This window comes from Kitasatospora sp. NPDC096204, from assembly GCF_044763205.1.
Taxonomy (GTDB): Bacteria; Actinomycetota; Actinomycetes; order Streptomycetales; family Streptomycetaceae; genus Kitasatospora.
Genome location: NZ_JBIWFT010000021.1, coordinates 69,874 through 87,687, shown reverse-complemented (window position 1 = coordinate 87,687; position 17,814 = coordinate 69,874). Strand labels below are relative to the sequence as shown.

The window sequence follows — 17,814 nt, the reverse complement described above, 5'->3', positions numbered from 1 at the left end:
GCTGCCGCATGCTGGGGAGCATGAGTCTCGCCACGCCTCCCGCACAAGCCCGCACCGCTCCGGCCGGCCCCACGCGAGCCCACACCGGTTCGACTGGTCCGACCGGTCCGGGCCCGGCCACCCCCGACGACGCCCGCCGCCACGAGCTGGCCGGGTTCCTGCGCAGCCGCCGCGAGCGCCTGGCACCCGAGCAGGTCGGCCTGCCGATGACCGGCCGCCGCCGGACGCCGGGACTGCGCCGGGAGGAGGTCGCGCAGCTCGCCGCGGTCGGGGTGACCTGGTACACGTGGCTGGAACAGGGGCGGGACATCCAGGTGTCCACCCAGGTGCTGGACTCGGTGGCCCGGGCGCTGCTGCTGGACCCGAGCGAGCGCGCCCACCTGTTCACCCTGGCCGGCGCGGAGGACCCGGCGCCGGTGCGGGACTGCCCCTCGGTGACCCCGGGCGTACGGCTGCTGCTGGAGCAGCTGGCGCCGTTCCCCGCCATGGTGGTCAACTCCCGCTACGACGTGCTGGCGTACAACGCCCAGTACACCGCGATCGTCGGCGACCTCGACGAACTGGCCCCCGCGGACCGGAACCTGATGTGGATGGCGTTCACGCCCTCGCAGTTCCGCGAGGTGCTGGTGGACTACCGCACCGAGCGACTCGGCATCGTGGCCCGGTTCCGCTCGGCGATGGCCGACCACGGCTCGGAGCCGGCCTGGAAGGCGCTGCTGGCCCGGATGCTCAAGGCCTCGCCGGAGTTCGCGGAGCTCTGGCAGCGGCACGACGTGATGCGGCCGGGCAACGGGATCAAGCGCTTCCAGGTGCCGGGCGTCGGCCTGTTGCGCTGTGAGTACACCAACTTCTGGCTCAGCCCGCAGCTGGGGACGCGGATGATCACGTACACCCCGCTGGACGACGAGACCCGCGCGCTGATGGACCTGCTGCCCACCCGCGGCCAGCCGGCTCACCCGCGGCTAGCCGGCTCACCCGCGCCAAGCCGGCCCACCCGTGCCTAGGCCCGCAGCGCCGCGTCCCGCCCGAGCCACAGGCACACCGCGGCCAGCGGCAGTTCGATGCAGGTGGCCATGGCCAGCGCGGCGAGCACCGCGAGGCCCGGCCCGGCGCAGGCGATGTCGGCCAGCGCGTCCCCGGTGAGCAGCAGGGCCACCGCCGCGCCCGCCCAGAGCGCGGCGGGGCTGCGCCGGCGCAGCAGCGCGTCCAGCGAGAGCAGGGCGGCGAACTCGGTGAGGTCGAGCACGACCCACGGGGTCTCGTGGCAGACGGCGAGGATCGCCAGCCAGGGCAGCAGCGCGACGGCCGCCAGGACCGGAAGCCGGGCGAAGCGCGCGGGCAGGACGTACGAGGGGGTGGTGCGGGCGGCGAGGACGGCGGTGGTCACGCGGCACCCCGGCCCTGGCCCAGGCCCCGCACCCGCTCCAGCGGCAGCCGCTCGGCCGTCCCGCCCGCCGGGTGTTCGACCCGTACCGCGTCGAACGGCCCCTCGGCCCAGGCGATCCAGAACCGCCCGGCCACCGTGACCACCTCGGCCGTCGACCGCGCCCGGCGGAACGGCCGCCGCCCGGTGAACTCGACCGCGGGCGCCGCACCGTCGGCGGCCAGCCGGCCCCAGGCCAGCACGTGCCGGCTCCGCCCGGCGGACGGGCAGCGCCGGGCCCCGCGCAGCAGCTGCGGGGTGAGCCGGGCGGCGACCAGGACGTCGGTCAGCTCCCCGTGCTGGTACAGCTCCAGCGCGGCCCGGCCGCGTCCCGACCGGACGCTGCGGACCGACCAGGGCCCGGCCCCGGCCGGCAGCGTGTCATCCGCCGCCGACGCCGAATCCCCGCCCGGCAGCAGAGCCGCCCCCGGCTTCCCCTCAGGCAGCGCCCCGTCCGCCGCCGGCGTTCCGGAAGCACCCCCGGGGCCGGGCCGCCCGTGCGGCGGAGTGGCGGAGTGCGATGCAGTGCTCGTCATGCCCTCAAGCCTTCCGCCGGGACCCCCGTCCTGTCGGTGGTGCCCCACACCGAATCGGGGGTGTACCTAGCTACACCTCCACCCGGAACCCCCCTTCATGGCAGCCCGTGATCACGGAGCCCTACGCTGTCCGGCATGCCCTCCACCACGTTGCGCCGAGCGCTCGTCAGGAGCCTCCGGCGCCCACCGTGGTCGCCCGAGGCCTGGCGGGACGTCCGCTTCACCGCCGCCGGAATACCCATGGCGCTGCCGGTCTGGCTGGCCGTCACCGAGTCGAGCCTGCTCTTCCCGCTGCTCGCCGCCGTCCTGCTCTGCGCCCGCCCGCTGACCGCCCTCCAGCGCGGGCGGCTGCGCGCCCTGCGGGGGGTGGAGGTGCCGCCGCTGCGCCCGCCGACGGGGCGTCAGATCTGGCTGCTGGGGATGACCTGGCGCCAGGCCCTGCACCACCTGGTGGCCGGGCCGCTGCTCGCGGCGGGCGCGCTGGCGGTGCTGTACGCCTGGGCGGCCGCCGTGGTGCTGGCCACCGTGTACGGCTGGATCTGGCTGCTGCCCGCCGGCACCGCGCTGCGCTCCGGCCTGGCCGGGGAGGACGTCCTGCTCACCCTCGGCGGGGTGGTGCTGCTGGCGGTGCTGCCCCCGGTGGGGACGCGACTGGCCTGGCTGGAGGTGTGGGTGGCCCGGCGGCTGCTCGGACCGGACCGGGCGGAGGCGCTGGAGCGGCGGGTCGAGGAGATCGCCGAGAGCCGGGCCGGGCTGGTCGACGCGGTGGACGCCGAGCGCCGCCGGATCGAGCGCGACCTGCACGACGGCGCCCAGCAGCGGCTCACCTCCCTCGCGATGAACCTGGGCCTGGCCCGGCGCACCCTCAAGGACGTGCCGCCCGAGGTGATGCAGGTGATCGTCGAGGCGCACGAGGAGGCCCAGGCGGCCATCGACGAGCTGCGCGACCTGGTCCGCGGCCTGCACCCCGCCGTCCTGGAGGACCGCGGCCTGGACGCGGCGCTGTCCGGCGTCGCCGCCCGTGCCCCGCTGCCGGTGCGCCTGGACGTCGACCTCTCCGAGCAGGTCGCCCCCACTGTCGAGGCGGTCGCCTACTTCACCGTCTCCGAGGCGCTCACCAACGTGGCCAAGCACGCCAGGGCGAACCGCGTCGACCTCTCGGTGCGGACGGCCGACGGCCGGCTGCGCCTGGTCATCAGCGACGACGGCGTGGGCGGCGCGGACCCCTCGCGCGGCACCGGGCTCACCGGTCTGCGCAAGCGCGCCGCCTCGGTCGACGGCACGCTGTCCGTTCTCAGCCCCCTCGGGGGCCCCACCACCATCACCGTGGAGTTGCCGTGCGCGCTGTGATCGCCGAGGACTCGGTCCTGCTGAGGGTCGGCCTGGTCAAGGTCCTGGAGGCGGTGGGCTTCGAGGTCGTGGCCGCCGTCGGGGACGCCGTGGAACTGCTGGCCGCCGTCGAGGAGCACCGCCCGAAGGTGGTGGTGGCCGACGTCCGGATGCCCCCGGATTTCAGCGACGAGGGGGTGAAGGCGGCGATGGTGATCCGCCGGCAGTGGCCGGACACCGCCGTCCTGCTGCTCTCCCAGTACGTGGAGGAGCGCTACGCCGCGGACCTGCTGGCGACCAACACCAGCGGCGTCGGCTACCTGCTCAAGCAGCGGGTGGCCAATGTGGACGACTTCGTGGACGCGCTCCAGCGCGTCGCCGAGGGCGGCACCGCGCTGGACCCGGAGGTGGTCGCCCAGCTGCTGGTGCGCCGCCACCGGGACCCGCTGGAGAAGCTGACCCCGCGCGAGCGCGACGTGCTCGCCCTGATGGCGGAGGGCCGTTCCAACGCCGCGATCGCGGGCGCGCTGGTGGTCAGCGACAGCGCGGTGGCCAAGCACATCAACTCGATCTTCACCAAGCTCGACCTGCCGCCGGCCGAGGACAGCCACCGCCGGGTGATGGCGGTGCTGCGCTTCCTGGAGGTCGGGTAGCAGTGAAGGGGGCGAGGGCCTGGCGGGCCGCCGGGACGGTCGTGATCGTCCTGGTCATGATCGGTGCCGGACTGCAGACCTGGTCGATGGCGGTGCAGCAGCGCACCAGCACCAGCCGGCCGTACGACCGGGCGATCCACCGGCTCCAGCTGGAGACCGGCAACGCCTCGGTCCTGGTACGGGCGGGGCGGGAGGGCCACGTGGTGGTCCGGCAGAGCCTGGACTGGCTGGTGCGCAAGCCGGTGGTGTCCACCGTCTTCGATGGCGACGTGCTCACGGTCGGGCTGCACTGCCGACTGGTGCTGCCGCTCTCGGACCTCGGCTGCGGCGCCGAGATCGAGCTGGAGGTGCCGGCCGCGACGGAGGTGTCCGGCTCGGTGGGCTCCGGGTCGGTCCGGGTGGAGGGATTGAGCGGGGACGTGCGGATGGAGCTCACCTCCGGCCAGCTGTTGCTGTCCGACACCTCCGGGAACGTGTCCGTGCACGGCACCTCCGGGATGGTGCAGGGCACCAACCTGAGCATGTCGCGGGTGGCGGCGCAGTTCACCTCGGGCACCGTGCAGCTGGGCTTCGCGAGGACCCCGCGCGAGGTGGACGCCACGGCCACCTCCGGCTCGGTGGAACTGACCCTGCCGAAGGACAGCCGGTACGCCGTCTCCAGCGAGATCGGCAGCGGCAACGGCCGGATCGACCCGGTGCTGGCGGACTCCGCCAGCCCGAACCGGCTGCACGCCGCGGTCACCTCGGGGACGATCACCGTCGTTCCGTCGACGTCCTCGCAGCCGGAGCAGCCGGAGCAGCCGGAGCCGTCGTTCGCGCCGGAGCTCGCGGCGCCTCCGTCGGCCCCGTAGCGGGGCGGCGTCCGGCGCGGGCGGAGGCCGCTCACCCGGGTGGGGGACAATGGAGAGTCCCGTCCCCATCACCCGAGGTCAGCCGCGCATGACAGCCACGCCCGCACCCACCGCGCCCGACACCGAGTTCGCGCCGCTCGACATCGGCCCGATCCGGGTGTGGCCGCCCGTCGTGCTGGCGCCGATGGCCGGCATCACCAACGCGCCGTTCCGCACCCTGTGCCGGGAGCAGAGCGGCGGCCGGGGCCTGTACGTCTCGGAGATGATCACCACCCGGGCGCTGGTCGAGCGCAACGCCAAGACCATGCAGCTGATCAAGTTCGACCCGAGTGAGAAGCCCCGCTCGATCCAGCTGTACGGGGTGGACCCGGTGACCGTCGGCAAGGCCGCCCGGATGATCTCCGAGGAGGGCCTGGCCGACCACATCGACCTCAACTTCGGCTGCCCCGTCCCCAAGGTCACCCGCAAGGGCGGCGGCTCGGCACTGCCGTACAAGCGCAACCTGCTGCGCGAGCTCCTGCGCGAGGCCGTCGCCAACGCGGGCGACCTGCCGGTGACCATGAAGATGCGCAAGGGCATCGACGACGACCACCTCACCTACCTGGACGCCGGCCGGATCGGCGCCGAGGAGGGCGTGGCCGCGATCGCCCTGCACGGGCGCACCGCCGCCCAGCACTACGGCGGGACGGCCGACTGGTCGGCGATCGCCCGGCTGCGCGAGTCCGTCCCGGCACACATCCCGGTGCTGGGCAACGGGGACATCTGGTCGGCCGACGACGCCGTGCGGATGATGCGTGAGACGGGCTGCGACGGTGTGGTGGTGGGCCGTGGCTGCCTGGGGCGGCCGTGGCTGTTCAAGGACCTGGTCGCGATCTTCGAGGGCGACGTGGACTACGCCCGCCCCGACTTCGGCTACGTGGCCGCGGCGATGGTGCGGCACGCGCAGCTGCTCGGCGAGTGGCTGGGCGACGAGGCGCGCGGCGTGATCGACTTCCGCAAGCACGTCGCCTGGTACACCAAGGGCTTCTCGGTCGGCTCCGAGCTGCGGGTGCGGCTCGCCGGCTCCTCCTCGCTGGCCGAACTGGCCGAAACCCTCTCCCAGGTGGAGCAGTCCCAGGGCTGGCCGGAGGGTGCGGACGGCCCGCGCGGGCGGACCAGCGGCAACAACCGGGTGGTCCTGCCCGAGGGCTGGTTGGACGATCCGTATGACTGCGCCCGACCGGGTGCTGACGCCGAATCGGACACATCTGGCGGATGATCTATACGGACCGGCGAAATCGACCCCTCGGGGCCGATGGCCATCAGGTCCCAGCCCTCTTGTCCATCCTGGACAAGAGGGCTCCTTTTCGGCGTCCGAACATCACGGAGAGAGCACGTTTCTGGACGCAGTGCGACGATCGGCGCAGGCGTTCTACGTTCGACCCGTGAGATGCGCTGGTGACGCTTGCCACATACGGTGGGGGCTGACGGCCGGTCAGTGGACGAAGTGGACAGGTCGGCCGTGAATCGCTTCCCGAAGTCGGTCGGCCGGTGATCCGCCGATCCGGGTGCAGGAAATCAAGCCGGGGCAACGCGATGGCTCCGCGGTCGCTACGGTGCGTCCGGATCGTGTGATCTCAGAGCCCGCTTGTCTTCAAGAATTGAACACTGGCTCGCGTCAGGCGGACGATTTCACCAACAGAGTGAACGCCTTTATGTGCATTCGATCTAGCGGGTTACCACTCGGTACCAGCCTCGGGTGGCCTATTCAGGGCAGAGAAGTGCCTTCGAAATGGGTATGTTCTCCGGCGTCAGGGCAACCGCGTACGAGGAGACCGACCCGTGCCGTCCCAGCAGAAGTTTGTTTACTCCTTCACCGAAGGAAACAAGGACCTCAAGGATCTTCTTGGCGGCAAGGGCGCGAACCTGGCCGAGATGACCAACCTGGGCCTCCCCGTCCCTCCGGGGTTCACCATCACCACCGAGGCCTGCAAGGTCTTCCTGGAGACCGGCAGTGAGCCCTCCTCGCTGCACGAGGAGATCAGCGCCCACCTGGACGCCCTCGAGCAGGAGATGGGCAAGAAGCTCGGCCAGGCCGACAACCCCCTCCTGGTCTCGGTGCGCTCCGGCGCGAAGTTCTCCATGCCCGGCATGATGGACACCGTCCTCAACATCGGCCTCTCCGACGTCTCGGTGGCCGGCCTCGTCGCCCAGTCCGGCAACGAGCGCTTCGCCTGGGACTCCTACCGCCGCCTGGTCCAGATGTTCGGCAAGACCGTGCTGGGCGTCGACGGCGAGCTCTTCGAGGAGGCCCTGGACGAGGCCAAGCACGCCAAGGGCACCGTCAACGACCTCGACCTGGACGCCGCCGACCTCAAGGCGCTCGTCGAGGTGTTCAAGGGCATCGTCGAGCGCGAGACCGGCCGGGCCTTCCCGCAGGACCCGCGCGAGCAGATGGACCTCGCGATCCACGCCGTCTTCCACTCCTGGAACGGCGACCGCGCCCGGCTGTACCGCCGCCAGGAGCGCATCCCGAACGACCTGGGCACCGCGGTCAACGTCTGCACCATGGTCTTCGGCAACCTCGGCGAGGACTCCGGCACCGGCGTCGCCTTCACCCGCGACCCCTCCACCGGAACCCAGGGCGTCTACGGCGACTACCTGTCCAACGCCCAGGGCGAGGACGTCGTCGCCGGCATCCGCAACACCCTGCCGCTGGCCGAGCTGGAGAAGCTCGACAAGAAGTCGTACGACGAGCTGATGGCGATCATGCAGAAGCTCGAGAACCACTACCGCGACCTCTGCGACATCGAGTTCACCATCGAGCGCGGCAAGCTCTGGATGCTCCAGACCCGCGTCGGCAAGCGCACCGCCGCGGCCGCCTTCCGGATCGCCGTCCAGCTGGTCGACCAGGGCCTGATCGACCTGGACGAGGCCCTGATGCGGGTGACCGGCGGCCAGCTCTCGCAGCTGATGTTCCCCCGCTTCGCCCCCAACACCGAGTCGCAGCAGATCGCCTGGGGCCTGGCCGCCTCGCCGGGCGCCGCGATCGGCAGGGTCGTCTTCGACTCGTACACCGCCGTCAAGTGGTCCCGCTCCGGCGAGAAGGTCATCCTGGTCCGCCGTGAGACCAACCCGGACGACCTGGACGGCATGATCGCCGCCGAGGGCATCCTGACCTCGCGCGGCGGCAAGACCTCGCACGCGGCCGTGGTCGCCCGCGGCATGGGCAAGACCTGCGTCTGCGGCGCCGAGGAGCTGGAGGTCGACACCAAGGCCCGCCGCTTCACCACCGCCGACGGCCAGGTGATCCACGAGGGCGACGTCGTCTCGATCGACGGCGCCTCCGGCAAGGTCTACCTCGGTGAGGTGCCCGTCCTGCCGTCCCCCGTGGTCGAGTACTTCGAGGGCACCCTGCACGCCGGCGCCGACGTCCAGGGCGGACTGGTCCAGGCCGTGCACCGGCTGATGTCGCACGCCGACGGCCGCCGCCGGCTGGCCGTGCGCGCCAACGCCGACAACGCCGAGGACGGCTCGCGCGCCCGCCGCTACGGCGCCCAGGGCATCGGCCTGTGCCGCACCGAGCACATGTTCCTCGGCGAGGAGCGCCGCAAGGAGGTCGAGCGCCTGATCCTGGCGGACAACGACAGGGACCGCGAGCTCGCGCTCTCCACCCTGCTGCCGCTGCAGAAGGGCGACTTCCTGGAGCTCTTCCAGGCGATGGACGGCCTGCCGGTCACCGTCCGCCTGCTCGACCCGCCGCTGCACGAGTTCCTGCCGGACATCACCGAGCTGTCGGTGCGCGTCGCCCTCGCCGAGGCCCGCAAGGACCCGAACGAGAACGACCTGCGCCTGCTCCAGGCGGTGCACAAGCTGCACGAGCAGAACCCGATGCTCGGCCTGCGCGGCGTCCGCCTAGGCCTGGTCATCCCCGGCCTGTTCGGCATGCAGGTCCGGGCCATCGCCGAGGCCGCCGCCGAGCGCAAGCTGGCCGGTGGAGACCCGCGCCCCGAGGTGATGATCCCGCTGGTCGGCACCGTCCAGGAGCTGGAGCTGGTCCGCGACGAGTGCGAGCGGGTGCTCGCCGAGGTCGCCCGGACCACCGGCATCCAGCTGGACATCAAGCTCGGCACCATGATCGAGCTGCCGCGCGCCGCGGTGACCGCCGGGCAGATCGCCGAGGCCGCCGAGTTCTTCTCCTTCGGCACCAACGACCTGACCCAGACGGTCTGGGGCTTCTCCCGGGACGACGTGGAGGCCTCGTTCTTCACCGCCTACCTGGAGAAGGGCATCTTCGGGGTCTCCCCGTTCGAGACCATCGACCGCGACGGCGTCGGCTCGCTGGTCAAGCACGCCGTCGAGGCCGGCCGGGCCACCCGCCCCGACCTCAAGCTCGGCGTCTGCGGCGAGCACGGCGGCGACCCGGACTCGGTCCACTTCTTCCACGAGGTGGGGCTGGACTACGTCTCCTGCTCCCCCTTCCGGATCCCGGTGGCGCGCCTGGAGGCCGGCCGCGCCGCCATCGAGTCGGCGGGCAGCGACTCGCGCTGAGGAGGGTAGGCATCCCCTCCGCACGCGCGGGTACGACTGACCGCTCCCCCTCCCGTCGGGAGGGCGTACACCGGAGCTCGGCGCAGGAGAACCGGCGTACGTGACACGGCCGGGCGGGAACGGACAACGGCGTCCGTTCCCGCCCGGCCGTACGTCTGTCCCGCCCGGCCGTGCGTCCGCGCACGGGCCGCGGGGCGCGGACCGGCCCCCGGCACGGCACGGCCGACGCACCGGCCGGTGTGGCGGCGGCCACGTGTGTAGCTGTCCCGGGGCGGCCCGGCCGCCTGCCAAGCTGGAACGCATGACCAACCGCAGAAACCCGCTCGTCGTCGTGGCCGTGCTGATCCTCGCGGTCCTGGCCGGGGTCGGGTACCTCCTCACCGACAAGGGGAGCAGTCACCCCAAGGCCGCCGCGAGCTCCACCGCGGCCGCCACCGCCGGTCCTTCGACGTCCGGGTCCTCGGCGCCCAAGCCCTCGGCCCCCAAGCCGACCCCGCCCGCCGGGGGCGCCACGGCCCCCGCCCCGGCCGGCACCTGGGTGCCCACCGACGCGGCCCTGGCCGACGTCTGCCGCAGCAAGCTCCCCAGTCAGGCCGTGGACACCCTCACCCTGATCGCCAAGGGCGGGCCCTACCCGTACAACCGCGACGGCATCGTCTTCGAGAACCGGGAGAGCCGCCTCCCCAAGAAGACCGACGGCTACTACCACGAGTACACCGTGGTCACCCCGGGCTCCAACGACCGCGGTACCCGCCGCGTGGTGACCGGCGACTCCGGCGAGCAGTACTGGTCCGCCGACCACTACGCCACCTTCCTGGAGATCGACTCCCGCTGCTGAGCACGGCCGCACAGGGCCCCCACCGCGCCCGCCGCCGCTCACCGCGCCCCCGCCGCTCGCCGCTCATCGCGCCCGCCGCCAGGTGATCCGGGGGTGCGGCGGGTGCGGGCCGGTGGTGACCAGGGCGGTCAGCTCGTGGAGCACCGGGGCCGGGTCGCGGCGGAGCTGGGGCGGGGTGGTGCGGACCACCGGGAGACCGGCCGCGGCGAGGCGGTTGGCGCGGGCCAGGCCCCGTTCGTGCTCGGCCGGGCGCAGGTGCCAGGCGCGGGAGTCGATCTCCAGGGCCACGCAGGCGTGCGGCCAGTAGGCGTCCGGGACGGCGAGGAAGCGGCCGTCCAGGAACAGCACCGGGTTCCACAGCGGCTCCGGGAGCCCCGCGTGCGCCAGTACCTCGCGGGCCTCGCCCTCCACCACCGACCGCACCCCGACCGTCAGGTCCTCCACCACCTGGGCCACCTGGGGCAGCCCGAGCGCACCCGGGCGGGACAGCAACTGGTCGAGCAGTTCGCCGAGTTCGCAGTGCCGGCGCTGGACGGCCTCCGCGCACAGCGCCCGGAACCGGCGCTGCCCCGTCTCCTTCGGCGCGAGGTCGGCCAGCGCCCGGGCGACCGTGGTGCTCCACAGCCCGTCGTCCCGCTCGAAGCCGCCGGGCATGGCCCCGGAGGACCGGTGGATCCGGACGAACTCCCTGTCCCCGACCCGTCGTTGAGCCGGGATCAGGATGTCGACGGAGTTCAGGTCGGCCGGGTGCCCGGCGCTCGGCAGCCCGGCCTCGGCCAGCACCGCGAAGCCGGTCAGCAGCACCTCACCGGTCCGCGGCTCGCGCCCCTTCGGTGTCGCGTACGCCAGGGCCGCGCGCATCTTCTGATGGAACGTCAGCCGCCCGCTCTGGAGGCAGATCACCCGGGGCAGCACCTGTTGCCAGGGCCCGCCCGGCCGCAGCCGGTGGGCGATGGTGCCGGAGGGCACCCCGAGCCGGCGCAGCTGTGACCGGGTGGCGATGTGCTGCTGGTCGGCGCCCAGCAGGGCGACCGGGTCGAGGGGGTGTGCGCGGGTCATGCCCCGGTGCCTGCCCGTCCGGATCGGAGGTATGCGGAACGTCCCCCGTCGGTGGGGGCGGCGGTCACGGGTGTTGACGGACCGGCAGCTCAGCCGCTGAGCTGGAGTCCATATGACCATTCCATCCACGCACGCCGGCCCCGCGCTGGACTCGCTCCTCGGCCTCGCCGTCGGCGACGCCCTCGGCGCCCAGTTCTTCGTCCCGGAGACCGCCCGGGCCCACCTCGCCGACCGCACCGAACCCCCCGGCCCCTGGCCCTGGACCGACGACACCGAGATGGCCTGCTCGGTCCACGCCGCCCACACCGAGCGCGGCGCGATCGACACCTTCGACCTCACCCACGCCTTCGCCCTGCGCCACGACTTCGACCGCGGCTACGGCCCGGCCGCCAACCGCCTGCTGCGGCTGATCCGCGAGGGCGGCGACGCCGAGCGGCTGGCCGCCGGGCTCTTCGACGGGCAGGGCTCCTACGGCAACGGCGCCGCGATGCGGGTCGCCCCGCTCGGCGCCGCGTACGCCGAGGACCCGAAGGCCGTGGTGGGCCCCGCCGCCCGCACCGCCCTGATCACCCACACCCACCCGCAGGCCGTGGACGGCGCGATCGCGGTCGCGGTGGCGGCCGCGTACGCCGCGCGGACCCGCACCCGACCGATGACGCCGGACCGCTTCCTGGAGGCGGTGGCCGCGCTCACCCCGAACGGCGCCGTCAAGGACGGCCTCCGGGAGGCCCGCGGACTGCTCGCCGGGGCGGACTTCAGGCTCGCCGCGCGGGTGCTCGGCAACGGCAGCCGCACGTCCGCGGCCGACACGGTCCCGTACGCGCTGTGGTGCGCGGCCCGGAACCCGGCCGACTACCGCGCCGCCGTCCGGGACGCGATCGCGGCCGGCGGCGACATGGACACCGTCGCCGCGATCACCGGCGGGGTGGTCGCCGCGCACACCGGCACCGCGGGCATCCCGCGCGGTTGGCTGGACGCCTGCGAACCGCTGCCGGACTGGGCGTTCCCCGAGCCCGGCAGTGTCCGGGCGGCCGGTGAACCGCACCTGACGCCGATCAGCCTGCCCCGCCCGCACCCGGTGCCCGACCTGCTCTAGTCGGACGCCGACTGGGAGCGGATCAGGCGCGGCCTGCGGGCCCGGGACGCGGACGAGCGCTGGGTCGCCCTCACCTCCGAGGGCCTCCTGCACCTGCACCGCAGCGTGGGCGGCGCGGAGATCTACCGGGTCCGGGTGGCCCGGGTGCGGGGCGGCTGGCGGCCGACCGAGGTGCTGGTGGAGGCCGACCCCGGCCGCCACCGCGGCTGGGACGACCACAGCGTCCTGCCGGTCGTCCTGGACCTGGCGCGGTCCGGCTACGGGCTGCCCGGCCTCAGGCCGTGATCATCAGCTGCCCGGTGCCGCTGCCGCCCTGTCTAAGGCACTCCTGGTTGATCGACGGATCCGGGGCGCTCGGCGAGGTGGCGGCGGCGATCCGCAGCTCGATGATGTCCCGCACGGCCGGCCACTCGTCGTCGAGGATCGAGTAGAACGCGGTGGAGCGCACCACGCCGTCCAGCCCGCGCGAGTGCGCCCGGCGGACGCCCTCGGAGGTCGCGCCGAGCCGCTCGATGGCGGTGCGCGAGCGCAGGTTGCGGGCGTCCGCGCGAAGCGAGATCCGCTGCACGCCCCAGGTCTCGAAGGCGTGGCGCAGCATCAGCAGCTTGGCCTCGGTGTTGATGCCGGTGCCCTGGGCGCGCGGCGAGAGCCAGGTGTTGCCGATCTCGGCCGCGTCCGGGACGGCCGTGTCCGGGTCGCCGAACGGGACACCGGGCGTGGGCGGCCACACCAGCGGACCACGCCAGTAGTCGAGTTCCAGGAACCTGGTGGAGCCGACGACCCGGCCGTCGGCGACGCTCACCGTCGCGAACGGCAGCGACCGGCCCGCGGCCTGGTCGGCGAGCGCCCGCGCGACGTAGTCGCGGGCGGCTTCCAGACCGTGCGGGACGGGGGTGAAGGCGTAGGTCGTACGGTCCTCGGCGCCGGCCTCGGCGATGGCCTCGGCATGGTGCGCGGCAAGGGGCTCCAGCCGCACGGTGCGGCCGGTGAGGATGACAGGTACGGGCACGGAACCTTGGTCCTTCATCGGTCGGAGGGTGCCTCCCGTGCCGGGTGCGGCGCGGGGGTACGCCTGGGCCCGGGTCCGCCGGCCGGGTGCCCGCGCACGCCGGAGGTCCGGTCGGACGGGGTGGGGGCGGCGGCCCGGAACGGGCGGCGCGGGTGCCGGAACGGGCACGGGTCCTCGGACCGGTCCGGCGGGAAGAGCGAGGGGACAGTGTGCGTCCGCGAAATGGCCGAGGAGGGTACGAGAGCGCGAAGGGAAGCAGGCGGCCAGGTGAAGGCAAGATGCGTCGTGGGTGGCTGGCCGAGCACCGGACCGGGACGTGGCCGACGGCGTTACGGACGACGTGACGACGACGCGACGATGCGAGGCAGCGAGAGGACGATACCCGCCAGAAGGCGGTGCGTCACTTCGCGGCACGCGAATGGCCGCGCGGGCCGTTCGCGGACCCCGTGGACGGGCCCGTTCCGGGGGCGTGACCAGGGGCTCTTCGTCCGGGTGCGATCATGGTCCGGGACGGTCGGCGGAGGCCGTCGGACGAGCCCTCCGAAGGGCCGTCGGACGGGCTCCGGAGCGGTCCCGCGGCCGGATCGTCCACCGGACCCGGCCAGGAGCCGGGCCGGGTCCCGGGCAGGGTCCAGGACCGGGCGGAAACAGGACGGAACAGGAGCGGAACCGGTCCGGTGGCCGGGGACGGGAATTCCGGCGGCGCCCGGCACGCTGAAACGACGAGAAGCCGGTCGACCGGGACGAGCAGAGAACGGGGTTGGGTGCGCGGTGCGGGACTTCCAGGCGCTGTACGAGCTGGATCAGCAGGGCGCGGCCGCCGTCGCCGCGGCCAACGAGCAGTTGCGCGACACCGGTGCCGGTCTCGTGCTGCTCCAGCACTTCGAGGGCTTCATGGACGCCGGGGACGCCGGCGGCCAGGTGGTGGCCCACCTGCTGGAGACGGGCTCGCCGCTGGTGGTGGCCCGCTTCGACCACGACCGTCTGGTGGACTACCGGGCCCGCCGCCCCGCGATGGTCTTCGACCAGGACAGCTGGACGTCCTACGACCCGCCGGAGATCCTGCTCCAGCTCGTCCACGACGCCGCCGGCGCGCCGTTCCTGCTGCTCACCGGCCCCGAGCCGGACGTCGAGTGGGAGCGTTTCGCGCGCGCCGTCCGCGAGCTGGTGGAGCGGTTCGAGGTCCGGCTCTCGATCGACTTCCACGGCATCCCGATGGGCGTGCCGCACACCCGCCCGGTCGGCATGACGCCGCACGGCAACCGGCTGGACCTCGCCCCGGGCTACCCGCAGTGGTTCGAGCAGGCGCAGGTCCCGGGCAGCGCCCAGGCGCTGGTGGAGTACCGGCTGGCCGAGGCCGGGCACGACGTCCTCGGCTTCGCCGTGCACGTCCCGCACTACGTGGCCCGCTCCGCCTACCCGGCGGCGGCCGTGCAGATCCTGGAGGCGGCGCAGTCCGCCACCGGTCTGGTGCTGCCGGGCACCCAGCTGCGCGAGCGGGTCGCCGAGGTCTACGCCGACATCGAGGAGCAGCTGTCCCAGGGCGACGGCGAGCTGCGCTCGGCGATCCGCGGCATGGAGGGCCAGTACGACGCGGTGGCGGGCGCGGAGGGCCGGGAGAGCCTGCTGGCCGAGCCGGTGGACCTGCCCTCGGCGGACGAACTGGGGCGGCGCTTCGAGCAGTTCCTGGCCGAGCACGAGCGCGGCGCGGAGTAGCGCGGCAGCCGTACCGACGGCCGCGCGGCCACCCGGCCACGACCGCGCAGGGGTCGGATCCGGACGGGCCCGGGGGTCGGATTCCGGCCGGTTCGGGCCCGCCGGGAGACGATTCGCCCGGGGCGGGAGTCATCGCCCTGCATCGTTCGTTGGCCCCTGGTGTGCCCGGGGGACGGGCCGCCGTGAGGAGCCGACCGTGACCCGCATCCCCGGGGGGAGACCATGCCGAGGACCGCACGCCCGACCATCGCCCTGACCGTCGGACTGGCCGCAGCGCTGCTGGCCGGCTGCACCGACGACACCGGCTCGGACAGCCGGAACAACAGCGCCGCGGGCGCGACGCCCGCCCGCGCGCAGGCCGGCGCGGCCTCGTCGCCGACCGCCGCCCCGCCGCCCACCGGCCCGTACGTCGCGCTCGGCGACTCGTACACCGCCGGGATGAAGATCCCGCCGCAGGTCGGCGAGCCGGGCGGCTGCTCCCGCTCCGGGGCCAACTACCCGTCCCTGGTGGCGAAGGCGCTCTCGCTCGGCGCCGGGCAGTTCAAGGACGTCAGCTGCAGCGGCGCCCGCACCGGGGACCTGACCGGCCCGCAGAAGGTCGCCGACGGCACCAACCCGGCCCAGCTGGACGCGCTGACCGCGGACACCCGGCTGGTCACCCTGGGGATCGGCGGCAACGACGCGGGCTTCATGGAGGTCGTGACGGAGTGCGCCAAGAGCAACCTGGTGGACATCGTCAAGGGCGTGATCACCGACAGCGCGGAGCGGATCAGCAAGTCGCCCTGCCGGGACCACTACGCGGGCGGCAACGGCACCGACGAGGTCCAGCGCAAGGTGGACGCGGCCGGCGACCGGCTCGGCCAGGTGCTCCAGGACGTCAGGAAGCGCTCACCGAACGCCAAGGTCTACGTGATCGGGTACCCGGGGCTGCTCCCGGCCGACCCGGCGAGCTGCCTGCCGGTGCTCGGCAACGCCGTGCCCGCCTCCGATCTCGGCTTCCTGGTGGAGAAGCAGCAGCAGCTCAACGGCATGCTCAGGAAGCGCGCCGAGGCGGGCGGCGCGGTCTTCGTGGACCTCGCCGGGCCCTCGTCCGGGCACGACATGTGCGCGGGCGAGGACCAGCGCTGGGTGGAGCCGCCGCTCCCCGCCCGGGGGCTGGCGCCGATCCACCCCAACGCCAAGGGCCAGGAGGCGGTGTCCGGGGTCGTCCTGAAGGCGATCAGGGGCTGAGGACGCCGACGGCCGCCGCGGCCCCGGCACGGCCGCCGCGGCCGCCGGGGTCGCGGCTGGGGCCCGTGGTGCCCGTAACGGGTGCGTGGGCGAGGATTCACACTCCCGTCCGCGCTCCTTCGTGCGCGGCACACCCGGCGTGTCGGGGGCCGGGCGTACCGTGAGAGCCATATGGACGACACCATGCACCGCCTCGCCGACCCGATCCCGTACGACCACTCCGCCGAGGCCCGCTGGGTCCCCGAACCCGACAAGCGCCCGGGCCGCACGGCCTTCCAGCGCGACCGAGCCCGGGTGCTGCACTCGGCCGCACTGCGCCGGCTGGCCGGCACCACCCAGGTGGTCGCCCCGATGCAGAGCGACTTCCCGCGCACCCGGCTCACCCACTCCCTCGAATGCGCCCAGGTCGGGCGGGAGTTGGGTGCCGCCCTGGGCTGCGACCCGGACCTCGTGGAGACGGCCTGCCTGGCCCACGACATCGGCCACCCGCCGTTCGGCCACACCGGCGAGGAGGCCCTCGACCAGGCCGCCGAGGCCTGCGGCGGGTTCGAGGGCAACGCCCAGTCGCTGCGCATCCTGACCAGGCTCGAACCCAAGCGCTTCGCGCCCCGGGAGGAGCAGCCCGCTGCCCGGCTCGCCCCCCGGCCGGGCCGCAGCGTCGGCCTCAACCTGAGCCGGGCCGCCCTCGACGCCGCCACCAAGTACCCGTGGACCAAGGGCGCCCACCCCACCGACCCGGCCTCGCCCAAGTACGGCGTCTACGCCGACGACCTGCCGGTCTTCCGCTGGCTGCGGGCCGGCTCCCCGGCCGGCCGCAAGTGCTTCGAGGCCACCGTCATGGACTGGTCCGACGACGTGGCCTACTCCACCCACGACGTCGAGGACGGCCTCCAGGCCGGCCACATCGACCCGGCCGCCCTGCGCGCCCCGAGCGAGCGCGCCGAACTCTTCAAGGTCGCCGAGCGCTACGCCGGGGACGCCGAGCCGGAGGAGCTGACCGCCGCCCTGGACCGGCTGCTCGCCCAGGAGTGGTGGCCCAGCTCCTACGACGGCACCGCCCGCGCCCGGGCCGGGCTCAAGGACCTGACCAGCCAGCTGATCGGCCGCTTCTGCCTGGCCGCCGAGCAGGCCACCCGCGCCCGCTACGGCCCCGGCCGGCTCACCCGCCACGGCGCCGAGCTGGTGGTGCCGAGGGACGTCCGGCTGGAGTGCGCGGTGCTCAAGGCGGTGGCCGTCCGCTACGTGATGCAGCGCGACGAGCAGGCCCAGCTGCGGGCCCGCCAGCGGATCGTGATCGCCGAGCTGGCGTACGTCCTCACCCAGCGCGCCCCCGAGGGGCTGGACCCGGTGTTCGCCGCCATGTACCGCGAGGCCGAGGACGACCGTGCCGCCCTGCGCACGGTCATCGACCAGATCGCCACCCTGACCGACGCCTCGGCCCTGGCCCTGCACGCCAGGCTCGTCGGCGCCGCCTGGGCGTAGTCGCCCGGCCCCACCGGGCCGTGCCCCGGCCGGCGCAGCCGGAAAGCCCGGCCGCCCCGGTG

At 73.9% G+C, this 17,814-nt stretch carries 16 protein-coding genes; 12 read left to right on the top strand and 4 right to left on the bottom strand.

The window, feature by feature from the left end; all coding sequences use genetic code 11:
- The first annotated feature begins 20 nt into the window (after positions 1-20).
- Positions 21-1,004: a helix-turn-helix transcriptional regulator gene (locus ACIQ87_RS23315; RefSeq protein WP_402409712.1), complete on the top strand. Its 984-nt coding sequence runs from the start codon at positions 21-23 to the stop codon at positions 1,002-1,004.
- Here the strand turns inward: ACIQ87_RS23315 and ACIQ87_RS23310 are convergent.
- Positions 1,001-1,387 carry a hypothetical protein gene (locus ACIQ87_RS23310; RefSeq protein ID WP_402409710.1) on the bottom strand — a complete coding sequence of 129 codons (387 nt, stop codon included), beginning with the start codon at positions 1,385-1,387 and terminating at the stop codon, positions 1,001-1,003. The two genes, ACIQ87_RS23315 and ACIQ87_RS23310, sit on opposite strands and share 4 nt — an antisense overlap.
- Positions 1,384-1,959, bottom strand: coding sequence for a hypothetical protein (locus ACIQ87_RS23305; protein ID WP_402409708.1), 576 nt, complete (start codon positions 1,957-1,959; stop codon positions 1,384-1,386). Before ACIQ87_RS23305 ends, ACIQ87_RS23310 begins: the two co-directional genes overlap by 4 nt.
- 135 nt (positions 1,960-2,094) lie before the next feature.
- Here ACIQ87_RS23305 and ACIQ87_RS23300 point away from each other — a divergent pair, with 135 nt between their 5' ends.
- From ACIQ87_RS23300 to ACIQ87_RS23275, 6 genes are all read left to right on the top strand, one after another.
- Positions 2,095-3,309 (top strand): histidine kinase, encoded by a 1,215-nt coding sequence (locus ACIQ87_RS23300; RefSeq protein ID WP_402409706.1) that lies wholly within the window; start codon positions 2,095-2,097, stop codon positions 3,307-3,309.
- The gene (locus ACIQ87_RS23295; protein ID WP_402409704.1) at positions 3,297-3,941 is read left to right on the top strand and encodes a response regulator; all 645 of its coding nucleotides are present in this window, start codon (positions 3,297-3,299) and stop codon (positions 3,939-3,941) included. The genes ACIQ87_RS23300 and ACIQ87_RS23295 overlap by 13 nt, the downstream gene beginning before the upstream one ends.
- Positions 3,942-3,943: 2 nt before the next feature.
- Complete coding sequence (locus tag ACIQ87_RS23290) at positions 3,944-4,792, top strand: DUF4097 family beta strand repeat-containing protein (RefSeq protein ID WP_402409702.1); 849 nt, start codon at positions 3,944-3,946, stop codon at positions 4,790-4,792.
- 88 nt (positions 4,793-4,880) lie between these two features.
- Complete coding sequence (gene dusB, locus ACIQ87_RS23285) at positions 4,881-6,050, top strand: tRNA dihydrouridine synthase DusB (protein WP_402409700.1); 1,170 nt, start codon at positions 4,881-4,883, stop codon at positions 6,048-6,050.
- Between the two features lie 563 nt (positions 6,051-6,613).
- A complete protein-coding gene (gene ppdK / locus ACIQ87_RS23280; RefSeq protein ID WP_402409699.1) occupies positions 6,614-9,322 on the top strand; it encodes a pyruvate, phosphate dikinase in 2,709 nt (902 codons plus the stop codon).
- 301 nt (positions 9,323-9,623) lie between these two features.
- A complete protein-coding gene (locus ACIQ87_RS23275; protein WP_402409697.1) occupies positions 9,624-10,160 on the top strand; it encodes a ribonuclease in 537 nt (178 codons plus the stop codon).
- Between the two features lie 63 nt (positions 10,161-10,223).
- Here the strand turns inward: ACIQ87_RS23275 and ACIQ87_RS23270 are convergent, their stop codons facing one another.
- Positions 10,224-11,219: a hypothetical protein gene (locus tag ACIQ87_RS23270; RefSeq protein WP_402409695.1), complete on the bottom strand. Its 996-nt coding sequence runs from the start codon at positions 11,217-11,219 to the stop codon at positions 10,224-10,226.
- Between the two features lie 112 nt (positions 11,220-11,331).
- Here ACIQ87_RS23270 and ACIQ87_RS23265 point away from each other — a divergent pair, with 112 nt between their 5' ends.
- A complete protein-coding gene (locus ACIQ87_RS23265) occupies positions 11,332-12,315 on the top strand; it encodes an ADP-ribosylglycohydrolase family protein (protein WP_402409693.1) in 984 nt (327 codons plus the stop codon).
- A gap of 105 nt (positions 12,316-12,420) precedes the next feature.
- The gene (locus ACIQ87_RS23260; RefSeq protein ID WP_402409692.1) at positions 12,421-12,600 is read left to right on the top strand and encodes a hypothetical protein; all 180 of its coding nucleotides are present in this window, start codon (positions 12,421-12,423) and stop codon (positions 12,598-12,600) included.
- Here the strand turns inward: ACIQ87_RS23260 and ACIQ87_RS23255 are convergent.
- Positions 12,590-13,324, bottom strand: a complete 735-nt coding sequence (locus tag ACIQ87_RS23255; protein WP_402409690.1) for a GNAT family N-acetyltransferase — start codon at positions 13,322-13,324, stop codon at positions 12,590-12,592. The two genes, ACIQ87_RS23260 and ACIQ87_RS23255, sit on opposite strands and share 11 nt — an antisense overlap.
- A gap of 771 nt (positions 13,325-14,095) precedes the next feature.
- Here ACIQ87_RS23255 and ACIQ87_RS23250 point away from each other — a divergent pair.
- The 3 genes from ACIQ87_RS23250 (at position 14,096) to ACIQ87_RS23240 (ending at position 17,752) form a co-directional block, all read left to right on the top strand.
- The gene (locus ACIQ87_RS23250) at positions 14,096-15,040 is read left to right on the top strand and encodes a PAC2 family protein (protein ID WP_402409689.1); all 945 of its coding nucleotides are present in this window, start codon (positions 14,096-14,098) and stop codon (positions 15,038-15,040) included.
- Between the two features lie 222 nt (positions 15,041-15,262).
- Complete coding sequence (locus tag ACIQ87_RS23245; protein WP_402409687.1) at positions 15,263-16,270, top strand: SGNH/GDSL hydrolase family protein; 1,008 nt, start codon at positions 15,263-15,265, stop codon at positions 16,268-16,270.
- A 171-nt stretch (positions 16,271-16,441) separates the two neighbouring features.
- Complete coding sequence (locus ACIQ87_RS23240) at positions 16,442-17,752, top strand: deoxyguanosinetriphosphate triphosphohydrolase (RefSeq protein ID WP_402409685.1); 1,311 nt, start codon at positions 16,442-16,444, stop codon at positions 17,750-17,752.
- Positions 17,753-17,814: the final 62 nt, after the last annotated feature.

Coding starts and splice junctions, on each gene's coding strand:
- ACIQ87_RS23315 (WP_402409712.1), top strand. CDS start 21: ATGAGTCTCGCCACGCCTCCCGCACAAGCCCGCACCGCTCCGGCCGGC.
- ACIQ87_RS23305 (WP_402409708.1), bottom strand. CDS start 1,959: ATGACGAGCACTGCATCGCACTCCGCCACTCCGCCGCACGGGCGGCCC.
- ACIQ87_RS23300 (WP_402409706.1), top strand. CDS start 2,095: ATGCCCTCCACCACGTTGCGCCGAGCGCTCGTCAGGAGCCTCCGGCGC.
- dusB (WP_402409700.1), top strand. CDS start 4,881: ATGACAGCCACGCCCGCACCCACCGCGCCCGACACCGAGTTCGCGCCG.
- ACIQ87_RS23275 (WP_402409697.1), top strand. CDS start 9,624: ATGACCAACCGCAGAAACCCGCTCGTCGTCGTGGCCGTGCTGATCCTC.
- ACIQ87_RS23270 (WP_402409695.1), bottom strand. CDS start 11,219: ATGACCCGCGCACACCCCCTCGACCCGGTCGCCCTGCTGGGCGCCGAC.
- ACIQ87_RS23265 (WP_402409693.1), top strand. CDS start 11,332: ATGACCATTCCATCCACGCACGCCGGCCCCGCGCTGGACTCGCTCCTC.
- ACIQ87_RS23245 (WP_402409687.1), top strand. CDS start 15,263: ATGCCGAGGACCGCACGCCCGACCATCGCCCTGACCGTCGGACTGGCC.
- ACIQ87_RS23240 (WP_402409685.1), top strand. CDS start 16,442: ATGGACGACACCATGCACCGCCTCGCCGACCCGATCCCGTACGACCAC.